Source organism: Rossellomorea pakistanensis (assembly GCF_016908495.1).
GTDB classification, from domain to species: Bacteria; Bacillota; Bacilli; order Bacillales; family Bacillaceae_B; genus Rossellomorea; species Rossellomorea pakistanensis.
The window spans coordinates 1080125-1093030 of the sequence record NZ_JAFBDZ010000002.1 but is presented as its reverse complement, the minus strand read 5'-3'; the positions used below and the strand labels follow the sequence as shown (position 1 = coordinate 1093030).

The following is a 12906-nucleotide window of genomic DNA, read 5'->3' as shown; positions in this document are numbered from 1 at the left end:
CCTCCATAATGAACTGTTTTATCTTTTTCTAAGATAGACTAAGGTAAAGTATTGATACTATTAGTTAACATAAGTTAAAGCGATGCCTTCTAAATTATCTTTTACCTTTCCAATGAGCTCTTCGACCGTATCCCTTTTGTGCAAGTGACGTGAGTAGTGCCAGCTAACAATAAGTTCACCGTTTTTGACTACCCCTAAAACCTCAAACACATGGGCTCTTTCCTGCCTACTGCTATTTAGACTTCCTGCAAACTCTTCAGCCATTTCTAGGGGAGGCTGAGAAGAGTTATTACTATTTTCGTTTTCCTGATATCCATTGCCGAAAAAATTAAAGAGAATTTCAGAATCAAGATGATTGAATTTGATTGAATTATTTAAATATCTTAAAACCCCATAACCTAAACCATTATTAGGTATACTATCTATCTTTCTACTCACTGAATATACTATATCTTTGATAGAATAATCTTCCATTCCCTTGTAAAGAAATGGATAAAGATTTGTAAACCATCCTACCGTTCTAGATAGATCAATATCATCAAAGATGTCCTCTCTCCCATGACTATCAATATCAATTAATACAGATGTTTGATGACTCCAATCCATAACCGATTTCATTACACTTGCTAATAAAACCTTATCAAGCTTACTATTAAATTCCTCTAGCCCTACACGAAGCAATTCCTTAGTAGTCTCCCTATCTATCACAATACTGATTTCATCTACTGAATCTCTTATATTTTCACCTTTTGAAAAATCAACGGGGATTCTAGGAAGATTATGGACATCAATCTTTGACCAATATTCTGTCTCACTCAACAGTTCTGGTCTTTTAGCATAATCCTGAAGCTTTTCGATCCACTCTTTAAATGAATTAGTTTTTTCAGGTAAATTGATTTCATTCCCTCGTGATAAGCTTTGAATTATTTGAGAAAGGTCCTCATAAATGATTCTTCCTGAAATCCAATCGGTTATCAGATGATGGATGACTAATAAAAGTTTATTTTCATTACTTTCTGTTTTAATAAACACGGCTCTGATTAAATCGGATTGTACATCTAACTTAGATTGATAAAGAGATCCTATCCGATTCACCTCAGTATCAATATCTTGGCCTTCCCTTACCTCTACAATGTCAAATGGGATTTCATAGGATTCATCACCATAATATTGCTTGATTTGGCTACCTACTTTTTTAAACTTCAGCCTCAGAGCGTCATGATGGGAATATAATCTATTGACCGCCTGCTCTACTAAGCTTTCATCGATATGACAAGAAATATTAAATAGCATCGAGAAATTCCAATGATGTTCATCCGTTAGATTCCTTTCAAAAAACCACTTCTGAATCGGTGATAAAGAAAATACCCCCTCCAAAGATGACAAATGAAGATCGGTTTCCTTGTTTTCTTTTACATATTTTGATAGCCCTTTGATCGTCGGGTTCTGGTAAAGTACACGCGGGGTAAAAAATAATCCTTTCTCTTTTGACAGAGTAATAATTTTAAGGATTAATAATGAATCTCCCCCGAGCTCGAAAAAGTTGTCTTCTATATGGATGATTTCTTTATCAAGTACCTCTTCCCAAATATCCTTTAATTTGCTTTGAACTGGTGAAATTGAATCATTATTTTTACCACTTACCTTTACAATCCCTTTAGGAACAGGAAGCTTCTTTCGATCGACTTTTCCATTAGGGGTATAAGGAAATTGTTCTAGTTCAATGATGGATACTGGAACCATATATCCTGGTAATAGATCCTTTAATCGTTTCAAGATTCCCTCTGTTGAAACGGTCACCCCTTTTTGTAAGGTAATATAAGCTACTAATGCTGAAGTGCCATTTCCCATCGTTTTCAAATCGGCAACTGCATTTGATATTCCATCTAGTTCTAAAAGAGTATTTTCAATTTCACCTAACTCCACTCTAAAGCCGCGGATTTTCACTTGATTATCGATTCGATCTAAAAAGTCTATTGTTCCATCTGGTAAAAATTTCACTCTATCTCCAGATTTATAAAGCCGTTGATTATCTTCTTTAAATGGGTTTAACACAAATTTCTTGTTTGTTAACTCTTGATCATTAAAGTATTCTCTCGCAAGCCCTGACCCACCTATATATAATTCTCCAGGAACACCAACAGGCACTAACTCCATTTGTTCGTCTAAAACGTATACCTCACTATTCGGTATAGGTCTACCAATGGGGATGATATCCTCGTTTTGATATTTATGTACTGTCGCACAAACAGTTGTTTCTGAAGGGCCATAAGCATTCCAAAAATCCTTATGTTTTGACCATTCCTTGGCTACATTTATTGGGCATCTTTCACCAGCAACAATAACTTTTTTTAATTCCGGAACATCTTGTGGATTTACATTTGCCAAAAATGAGGCTGGGAATGTCCCAATTGTTATTCTTTTTGCTGTAAGGAAGCTAATAAAATCTATCTCCAAATCCTTAAAATCTTCAGGCATTAAACACAGTGTCGCTCCGTTTGCGAGTGCCATAAATATCTCCCAAACGGAAGCATCAAAACTCATGGAAGCGAATTGTAGTATTCGATCTTCTTCTTGTATCGTAAACAGTTCTTTTTGCGCTTGAACTAAATTACATAGACCTTTATGTTCAATCACAACACCTTTTGGCTTTCCTGTTGAACCAGAAGTGAAAATCATATAAGCTGCATCACTACTAGAAGCGACATGATCAGAATCATCAACAAACTCACTGGACTCATTCTCTACTTCTCTTAAATCTATCTTTCTGATAGTTTCTGACTTAAATTGTTCAGGTGTTTGTGTAATTAAATAATTTAATTTAGATTTATCTAACATGTAATGAATTCTATCTTGAGGATAGTTAAGATCTAACGGAATATACGCTCCACCTGCTTTTAAGATTCCTAGAATACTGACTATCATATCCTTAGAGCGCTTAATATTAATCCCGACAAAATCCTCGTTCCTGACACCTATCTTTTTAAGATAGTTTGCTATTTTATTCGCTTCATTATTTATTTCTTGATAGGTATACTCATTCCCATTAACTAAGAGAGCTTTTCTTTGAGGGTTTTTCTGAACACACTGCTCAAACATTTCATGGATATACTCAGTGTGGTCATAGTGAACTTCATTATTGTTCCAATCGTTTATAAGTTGCTTTTTTTCTAAGGTTGTGAGGACTGATAACTTATGTATCGCTGTGGTGGGTTGTTCGACAATACCTCTCAATAAAGTAATAAAGTGAGTTGTGAATCTTTCGATAGTCGTCTGATGGAATAAACTATCATTGTATTCAGTAATAATCTTTAAATCTTTATTGCTTGAGTCTATTGCAAATAAACTAATATCAAATTTTGAAGTATAATTATTTATTTCCAAGGGGGACATCTCTATACCATTTAAAGCGATTTCTTCACCTGCGGGTTGATAAGTAAAGGTCGTTTGGAAAAAGGGGTTAACCCCAATATCTCGATCAGGCTTCAGTTCATTGACGATTTTATCGAATGGAATATCCTGATGATCCATAGCCCTTAACATCGTTTCTTTGACTTGGTTCAAAAGGTCGATAAAATTCTGTTTACTATCTAGCTTCGTTCGAATCGCTAATGTATTGACAAAAAATCCTATTAAACTTTCAAACTCTTTATTTTTTCTACCAGCAACTGGAGAACCAACTATTAGGTCATTCTTACCTGTATATTTGTGTAATAGAACCTTATAAGCAGTAAGTAAAAACATATATAGTGTCACTTCGTTTTGATGACAAAAGGATATAATTTCTTCCCTTAAATCTTCAGGTAAGAATCGTTCAACAATATTTCCGCGGTTTTTTTCATCCTTTGTTTCTCTTCTTTTATCTGCTGCTATATCTAAAACCTCTGCATTATGTAATGTTTCTCGCCAATATTCTATTTGTTCATGCATATAAGGTTTCATTACCTCTTCATGTTCCCATTCAGCATACCCTGTAAATTGAATATCTAATTCTAGAAGTAAATCCTTTTTCCCATTCGAATTATAAAGAGTGCATAATTCCTTCCAAAATAGTCCTGAAGACCATCCGTCATAGATACTGTGATGAAAGTTTAAAAATAAAATATGACAGGATTCATGAATACAATAAATTCTATATGTGAATAACGGATCGTTCGTAAGTCTAAACGGTTTAGCTGCATGTTTCTTAATTAACTCCATCGCCAATCCTTCCCTAATCTGAGAGGGGAACCTTTTTAAATCGATTTTTCTGAGTTTCTTATAGTTAAAACCTTTTACCTTTTGTCTTGGTTCTTCAACATCATCGATAAATTCTGTTCTTAAAATTTGATGTCGTTCAATAATCGTATTAATTGACTCTTCAAGCTGTTTAATATCAAGGGTACCTACTAATTGAACGGCTTCGGGAATATTGTAAGCAGATGATTCAGGATAAAGTTTATTTAAAAACCAAAGTCTTTTCTGTGATAAAGACAGTCTAGATTCTTTAAGACCTTTGTATTTCTTTAAGCTTTTATTACCGTCCTTCTTACTTTTTACCATTGCAAGTTTCTTCTCAAGATAGGCTATTTTAGATAAATGATCGGTGTTATTTAGCATATTGTACCCCCTCCTATTTTCTTTTGAGTTCCAACAATGGCTAATATTATCAGGAATTTTTTCCAATATCAAGATTTTACTAAATTATATAATTTTGGTAATTATGCTAGAAAATTCAAATCCTGAATCGGATTTTATCTCCTATTTATCAATCACAAAGCTAGAAGAAAATCTCTAAATTATTATATAAATAAAATAACTTTCTAAATCCACAGAAAACTCCTCCTTGGATTTTCATATAATGCAATCAATTATTATTATTTAAAGATAATTAATTATTTAAGAATTCTAATCACATTAATAGCTGTGAAAAATTCTATAAATAACATCTTCAAGGAGTAAAAAAAGAGATAAAAAAAGGGAACATAGACCCATAAATGGAATACGGGTATGTTCCCTAAGAATTATCTCTCTTTTGAAATGGTAATTTCTTTAGAAAATTCAGTAGTTAGATCCTACTTGTTTATTAAACTTTTTTAAAAGATGTGGGGATTCGTTTTTTATCAAATCCAATAAAATAGCCATTTCTAAATCTTTTTCGCCAAGTAACTGTTTTAGTTTCTCATTTTCAAGGGATAAGTTTTTATATGAAATAGTCGTCCCTTCGTCCATTCCATATTTCCCTAGCTTATATTCGTTTACCCAGCGGTTCACCATTGTTGAACTTAGATCATACCGGCGGGCAACAGATGCAGCATTCCCTTCATCAATCGCTTCCAGAGAAACTTGTATCTTAAACTCTTTATTATGCCTTTTTCGTTTCATTCCTTACAGCTCCTTTTATAATAGACGTGAGAATTTTAGTGGAGCTGCCATGTTAAGATACTTAAACTCTTCATCAGGGAGATTAAGTTTACGTAAAGATTTGATTATCAAAGTAAACTAATTTTTATTCTAACGTTAAATCTCCTGAGCTTGTTCTTACTTTAATTTCATAATCGCCATTTCCCTTTACTCCGACTGCACTATTTTCACTTTTATCTTCAAATAACAAACCATCTACACTAATATCAGGTTCTCCAGAGCTCCCTTTGAAATCCACCTTTACTGACTTGGGGGTTTGAGAGAATTTGATGGCAACATCACCACTTGAAGTTGTAAATTCCATATCACTTTTTAATTGTTCACCGTTAAAGACAATATCCCCTGATGATGTCTCATATACAGCATTTTTTGAACTTAGATCATTTACATCGATATTTCCGCTTGTTGTAATAAAATCTGCTGTGTTCATTGAATTTTCTCTTGTTTTTATCTTCCCGCTTGTTGAACTTAATGCGATATGTTCCTGAGTTTCAGTACCAATGATTGATTGATCACCAGATGTAGATTTTACGATGATTTGATTCGCTTTTAAATCATCCATTGATATGTCCCCTGATGAAGTTGTAACCTGGAGATGATTCAAAACCTTACTCGGTACCTTAACTTGAAGTTTTGTATCCTGAACACTCCCCAATTTAATCCCGATTGTATTTTCATCAATAAGATAGTCAATATTTAATTTGTTGCCGCTATGATAAACTTGAAACTCATATTTATCTTCTAAATCTTTATTGATTTTGCCATCTAAAAGGATAACGACCTCATTGCCTTCTGATGGAACAATCTCAACGTCTGCTGAAGAAGTGTTTATTTCAATGTCTTCAACCTTACTGCTCTCCACCCTCTCTTCTTTATGAATATCTACTTTAGAAAAAGACGATTGGAAAAACGTCACAGCTAGTACTCCTACTGTTCCAATACCTAAAATTAATAAAGCAACCAAAAAAACTTTATTCATGAATGATTCGCTCCTTTTACAATATTTGCATTAAGTTTTATATAGCGAATTAAAATGTTATAAAGGAATCTTCCGATATTCATTAAGCCTATACAAAACATCACCCCAAACCCGCATAAAATGAACGAACTAAACAATGTTAACCAAATATTCATGGTTCCGTCGAAAAATAATCCGCTAAACAGAATTAAAGGTGATAAAGATAAAGCAATAGCGAGAACGCAGCATCCAAGAAATACCCCAAGTATTCCGATCGCAGGACCTACAATAAGGACTGCATTAAAAAAACCAAGACTTAGAGATGCTATGATGGCGTTCATTATATTTTTTATCGAACAGTTTTTTTCAGCTATTGAAATATTATAATTGGCTAGTAATTCTCTCGCGATTACCTTAGGAGATCCCAGCTCTTCAATGACCTCTGCATCTGTTTTCCCTTCAGCTGAGGCAGCTTCAAAGTATTCTTTATAATCATATAACAGTGCCTCTCTATCCTCATGAGGCATCTTTTGTAACAACTCCAGCAATTCCGAAAAATATTGATTTTTATTCACTGGTTATCCCTTCCTCTATTAACAGATTGACTGAATGAGTAAAATGCTTCCATTCATCTATTAGAGCTTTCATACGTTTTTGGCCCCTACTTGTAAGTGAATAGTACTTTCTTTGAGGTCCTTCTGATGAAGAAGTAAAGTATGTTGTTAAATACTCCTCCTTCGTCAATCTTCTTAACAAAGGATAAAGTGTACCATCTGCGATTTGAATTTTTCTCGAGATTCTTTGGGCAAGTTCATAGCCATATTGATCCTTTGAAGCTATGGAGGTTAAGACACATATCTCCAGCGCTCCTTTTTTAAATTGGGCATTCAAAAAAGGCTACCCCCTACATGAATAATGTTAAGTACTAGATATAGTTCAATAGCGTTGCAAAATAGTTTTTTTCAGATTAGCGGTTGAAAAAAACCAAAAAATATAATGAAAATTTTTTTGAAATGGGGGCATTGCTGTTTGTTTACTTTTAATTCACATCTACCTTTTCAATATTCCTAATGGAAAGAAAAGCAATCAATACTCCCACTGCCGCTAATGATAGCGGAATAGCAATTATGGAAAACAAAGTAAAGTCATTACTAGTTGAATTAGTTAGCGCTACAAGCAATATCGAAGAAACAATTGTTACTGGGACAGATTTCTTTCTCAATCCAAAAAATAGTGGAATTAAACTTAGTCCAGCAGTAGCTAATGATCCTAAGAACATACTTATTAAATGATCATTTAAAGCTTCTGTAGTTAACTCCTCTGGAACAAATTGCACGATGGAATCCGCAACATAAAATAGTCCTCCAATAAAAAGGGAAGATAAAAGGACTGTAAAGAACGTAAAAAACATTACAATACTAAGTTTTGCAATCATGATTTTCTTCCGATTAATTGGATACGTGAACATTACTTCAATCGATTTGGTCTTGTACTCATCGATAATCAATCTTACAAGTAGAACAGACGCAAAAATAATAAAGGTTGCTCTCACCATTGTTCCAATGATGGTAAAAGCCATATCGTAACTTTCAAAAGGGACATTGCCATCATTTTTTTCTAAAAAATAGATTAAAGAAAGTAGCCCAATAAAACCAAGGTTTGCAAATGCAACTCCTTTTAAATAATGATAGAGCTTAAATTTCTTGATTTCCAAGTTAATTAATTTAAGCACTAATGCCACCTCCATTGATCAATGTCATGAAGTAATCTTCGAGTGAATGACTCTTTTTATTCATTTCCTCAACCATTACGCCATTTAAAATAAGGGCTTGTGAAATCTCACCTTGTGAAACGGTCAATTCATAGATTCGGATTCGTGATTCTTCTATTACCTTAAAGTTGGTTAAACGCAGATGTTCTCTAATGACATAGACAGCCTTTTTAATATTATTTGTTTTCAATTCAATATACTCTGTATTTTCTTCTCGAATATTATCAATGGATACTTCCTCTACCAGGTTTCCATCACTGATCACTCCGACTGTATGGGCAATCTGTTCAATTTCGCCTAAAATATGACTAGAAATCAATAGCGTGATTCCATAATCCTCACAAAGCATTTTAAATAACTTTCGCAACTCTTTGATTCCTACTGGATCTAATCCATTGATAGGTTCATCTAAAATCAGAAGTTCTGGTTTTGTAATAATAGCTCTTGCAAGACCCAGTCTCTGTTTCATCCCAAGAGAAAAATCTTTAACTGATTTCCCCTCAATATTTTTTAATTGGACAAGATCCAAAGCAGAATCAATCGCTTTCTTATTGTAATAGCCGATATATTCACAGTGTAAATCCAGATTCTCTCTTGCACTCATCTTGTCGTAGAAAACTGGATATTCAATAATACTCCCCATTCTTTTTAGCATCTCGTACGAAGTAGAGGTTAACCTTTTTCCAAAGAGTTCAATTTCACCACTAGTGGGCTTAACCAGATTCATTAACATTTTCATGACGGTGGTTTTACCGGCACCATTCGGTCCTAAAAATCCATAGATTTCACCTTTTTTCACCTTCATGTTTACATTCTTAACGACATCCTTCCCTTTATAGGTTTTTGTAAGCTGATTCGTTTGAATGATATATGACATAGTCCAGCTCCCTTTCTCATTAACTACTTCTATTCTAGTCACAATTGTTGTCTTTTCCCTTACTCAAATCTTACAAAAATCTTAAGTTTTTCCTTTCCTACAAAAAAAGAAACTGACTCAAAAGGGATTGGAGCCACAAACGTCGATCAAAATGCAGAAGAGGATTGAATGGTTTCTTCTCCAAAATGAAGTTGTGGTACCTGACACCTTGGTAGTGAGTCAGCCTCTAAATATGAGATTAATAATTAAATCGATTTAATTTAAAGGTAAACGTAGTCTTCTGGAATGGCTTGCTATTAAGGAAGATCTCTCCTCCTAATTTTTCGATAAGCCTTTTTGTAATCGTCAACCCAAGACCACTTCCCTGATAACGTTTGTTTCTTGAATCTTCAAGGGTATACATTCGCTCAAAAACTCGATCTTTATGCAGCTCGCTTATCCCTTTTCCTTTATCCCAAACATCAACAAAGACAGAATCATCATTATTACGTAAGGATAGCCCAAGGACCTTTCCATCTCCGCCGTACTGTATTGCATTGGATATTAAGTTATTCAATACTCTGTTTAATTCTTCCTCGTTCCCCCAGACATAAAGGTCGACATCAGGAATTTCAACAACAACATCAAAGCCTTTTTTCGTCAAGATATCATAAAAACCTAGAATATTTTTTCGGCAAACTTCATTCATATTGACTCTAGTAATTGGAAACTCCTTATCTCCCGATTCCAATCTAACCAATTCAAAAAATTTTTTAATTAGGTTTAAAACTTCAATGGTTTTATTATTTACCTTTTTCAATAAATCCTCGGTTTCTTCTTTACTAAGATTCGGCTCATATAATATAACCTCCATATAACCTAACACCACTGTCAAAGGAGTTTTTAAGTCATGTGAGATATTTGAAAGCATTTTTTTCATTGAATTCTCCATTTGGTGATGTGTGGCAATGATTTTTTGATTGTGTTCTAACAACCGATTAATTTCAATTAACAGTTTTTTGAAATCTTCATCTTCTGTATAAAGTAAAAGCTTTTCATCAGTTTTTTCATCTACTATGCTTTTCAATTTCTTATAAGCATAGTTCAACCGATCGCTTTGATTTTGTTGAGAACGATACTGGATTAGATTAAGAGTAAACAAGGCAATAATAAGAAAGGTTAATATAATGTTCATCGTTAAAATTCTCCTAATTTATAACCGATTCCCCACAATGTCTTAATATATTGAGGGTTAGAGGGATTATCCTCTATCTTTCCTCTTAATCTTCTAATATGAACATTAATGACATTTTCATCTCCGAAATATTCTTCATTCCAGATTGCGCGATAAACTTGAGCCTTCGTAAAAACCTGATTTGGATTCATTAAAAACAATTTAAGAATATGAAATTCTTTAGATGTTAGTTTTGTATCCACGCCATTTTTATGCACAGAAAAATTACTCATATCGATAACTAGTTTACCAAGTTGCTTAATCGCACTCTCTTTTTCTTTTGCTCCTCCTGAATATTCATTCGCTCTTCTCATGACAGCCTTAATCCTAGCTGTCAGTTCGATCATTGAAAACGGCTTAGTAATATAATCATCTGCTCCAAATCCAAGACCTAATGCTTTATTTACATCCCCATCTTTAGCAGACATGATTAAAATGGGGATTTTACTTTTTTCTCTTATCATTTTTAAAAATTCCATCCCATCGAGTTTCGGAAGCATCAAATCCAAGAGAATCAAATCAAATGATTCTTTTGAAAAACGTTCAATTCCTTCCTCACCGTCAAACGCAACTTCGACCGTAAAGCCTTCTTTCATTAATTGCGTTTTAACCATTTCACTTATTGATTGATCATCTTCAACTAGTAATAATTTATCGTTCATAGGAAATCCCCTTTCCCTAGAATATGATTAAAGATAAAACAGGCAGCATTATAACTTAAGGTTTACTATTATTACTAACTCACATATATTATAACTTCTTTTCATAATTATTCCAGACTTGAAAATTCTTATTAAAGAATAGGACTCTATTTTTTCTATTAAACTAGTCTTTCCATTACCTTATTCCAGTAAAAAAGTCGAGTTTCTTCTATTATATATGTGTTTATTTTTGTTCAAATATAAATGATTAAAACCTTATTAATATGAGTAATCAATTTGGGAAACATTTTAGAGATTCTTCTACTCTCTATTAATCCAAGCATAATTGACTGGTAGAGGTTTAACATGCTCAAAAGCATAAAAATATATGCTATTAGAAAAAAAATGAAATATACCCTCGATTTTATCAACGATTTAAACAGATACCTACCTAATACTCAGTTGTGAAAAGGCAGTCTGAATGTATATCATGAAGAGGAATGAGTATATTATCCTAATTCTTTATACCTCCTTTTTCTAATGCTGAAATAAGAACTTCAACATTTACTTTTTAAAAAAATAATTTAAATGGAGATTTTTTATGGACAAAAACATAATGATTGGTTTAAATAGAATGATTTATGAATATGGGCAGCTTTTAGAAATGATTGAAAAAGAAGAGTATCCTGATGGAGTTTCTTATATCTCACAATATGAATTAGCCAAAAGGATTAACAAATCAACGAGAACAGTTTCGAAGAGACTCAAGTATTTAGAGCAATACGGGGCAATCAAAAAAATAAATGCAGGCTCTTACAAAGTATTAAGTACTAACATTGAAAACACTCCATTTAAATTAGTTTTCCTTGTAATCGACCACGTACAAAAGGATTTGATGATAAAGGACAATTATGAGGAACAAGCTAGGAGGATTGGTGCGACCATAAAAGAAATACGACAGTCATGGGGATTCATTTATGCAGCTATGCAAAGATTCAAAGATCGAACTGAACCGATGGAATAAGGGATTTTTCACAGGCAGGAACCAAATAATCATCACTATAAGGGCAATATTTGATTCCTGCTCTTGTTTTTTTCATCTTCATTTTCATTCCACTTACTACAAGCCCGTTTTCTGTTATGTTACTACCCCTCTATAATTTACCCTTGATAGGCTGTTTGTCTATTTAATTTTTCGGCCCCCTCCTTCAGTACAGGTAAGTAGGTTTCAAAGATTGATTCCTTCGTTGTTCTAAGCGTGTGAGTAGAAATATTCATTGCCGCAATCGTTTCTCCCTTTCGATTGAATATTGGCATTGCGATAGATCGAAGTCCCTCATCTAATTCACCATCTCCATAGGCAAAACCTTGTAAACGGCATTTGGATAGGTTTTCTTCAAATTTCTCAAATGTGACCAATGTTTTTTCAGTAAAAGCCTCTATATTCGTATTTTCCCATATTTGTCTTCTATACGTTGCAGGTATCCATGCAACAAGGGCTTTCCCAAGCGAGGTTGCATAAAAAGGAAGCCGTGATCCGACTCTAAGATTTGCCCCTACAATTCTTTCCGCTGCATTTACTCTCGCTACATACACCACTTCTGAACCATCGAGGACTGCAAGATTGGTCGATTCTTTTAGCTTTGTTGCCATTGATTCAAGAATGGGAAGGACAAGATCCGGCAAATTCAAAGATTCAATAAAGTGGTGTCCTAGATCCAACACTTTTGGACTGAGTTGAAAACGGTTATCGTTCATCAGATTTAAATACCCCAGGTCAACCAATGTCAGTGCGAAACGTCTAACAGTCGCCTTATTGATCCCTGTTTTTTGAGCTAACTCTCCAAGTGAGAGAGTTGAAGAACGAGCATCAAATGCTTTTAATACTTCAAATCCTTTAGCTACAGACTGGACAAAGTAATTCGAGTTATTGTTTACATTTGTCATCTTCTTTACCTCTTTCTTTCATAAATGATAAGCAAAATGCGATTCTTAAAAAATATAAAGTATTGATTTTTCTGAAAATAATAATTATAATAAGAC

The 12906-nt window shown here is 33.6% G+C and carries 11 protein-coding genes; 1 reads left to right on the top strand and 10 read right to left on the bottom strand.

The window, feature by feature from the left end; genetic code table 11:
* Positions 1-60: 60 nt before the first annotated feature.
* From JOC86_RS12915 to JOC86_RS12875, 9 genes are all read right to left on the bottom strand, one after another.
* Positions 61-4599, bottom strand: coding sequence for a non-ribosomal peptide synthetase (locus JOC86_RS12915; RefSeq protein ID WP_205173184.1), 4539 nt, complete (start codon positions 4597-4599; stop codon positions 61-63).
* Positions 4600-5040: 441 nt separating this feature from the next.
* Positions 5041-5364, bottom strand: coding sequence for a transposase (locus JOC86_RS12910; RefSeq protein ID WP_205173183.1), 324 nt, complete (start codon positions 5362-5364; stop codon positions 5041-5043).
* Positions 5365-5488: 124 nt separating this feature from the next.
* The gene (locus tag JOC86_RS12905) at positions 5489-6382 is read right to left on the bottom strand and encodes a DUF4097 family beta strand repeat-containing protein (protein WP_205173182.1); all 894 of its coding nucleotides are present in this window, start codon (positions 6380-6382) and stop codon (positions 5489-5491) included.
* Positions 6379-6936 carry an HAAS signaling domain-containing protein gene (locus JOC86_RS12900; protein ID WP_205173181.1) on the bottom strand — a complete coding sequence of 186 codons (558 nt, stop codon included), beginning with the start codon at positions 6934-6936 and terminating at the stop codon, positions 6379-6381. Before JOC86_RS12900 ends, JOC86_RS12905 begins: the two co-directional genes overlap by 4 nt.
* Positions 6929-7252: a PadR family transcriptional regulator gene (locus JOC86_RS12895; RefSeq protein WP_205173180.1), complete on the bottom strand. Its 324-nt coding sequence runs from the start codon at positions 7250-7252 to the stop codon at positions 6929-6931. The genes JOC86_RS12900 and JOC86_RS12895 overlap by 8 nt, the downstream gene beginning before the upstream one ends.
* 148 nt (positions 7253-7400) lie before the next feature.
* Positions 7401-8093, bottom strand: coding sequence for an ABC transporter permease (locus JOC86_RS12890; protein WP_205173178.1), 693 nt, complete (start codon positions 8091-8093; stop codon positions 7401-7403).
* Positions 8086-9009, bottom strand: coding sequence for an ABC transporter ATP-binding protein (locus JOC86_RS12885; protein WP_205173176.1), 924 nt, complete (start codon positions 9007-9009; stop codon positions 8086-8088). Before JOC86_RS12885 ends, JOC86_RS12890 begins: the two co-directional genes overlap by 8 nt.
* Positions 9010-9247: 238 nt before the next feature.
* Entirely contained in the window at positions 9248-10183 is a 936-nt protein-coding gene (locus JOC86_RS12880; protein WP_205173174.1) for a sensor histidine kinase, read from the bottom strand.
* A gap of 2 nt (positions 10184-10185) precedes the next feature.
* Complete coding sequence (locus JOC86_RS12875) at positions 10186-10884, bottom strand: response regulator transcription factor (protein ID WP_205173172.1); 699 nt, start codon at positions 10882-10884, stop codon at positions 10186-10188.
* 580 nt (positions 10885-11464) lie between these two features.
* Here JOC86_RS12875 and JOC86_RS12870 point away from each other — a divergent pair.
* A complete protein-coding gene (locus JOC86_RS12870; protein ID WP_205173170.1) occupies positions 11465-11887 on the top strand; it encodes an HTH domain-containing protein in 423 nt (140 codons plus the stop codon).
* 137 nt (positions 11888-12024) lie between these two features.
* On the opposite strand, the gene JOC86_RS12865 is transcribed toward JOC86_RS12870, so the two are convergent.
* Positions 12025-12810: an IclR family transcriptional regulator domain-containing protein gene (locus JOC86_RS12865; protein WP_205173168.1), complete on the bottom strand. Its 786-nt coding sequence runs from the start codon at positions 12808-12810 to the stop codon at positions 12025-12027.
* Between the last annotated feature and the right edge of the window lie 96 nt (positions 12811-12906).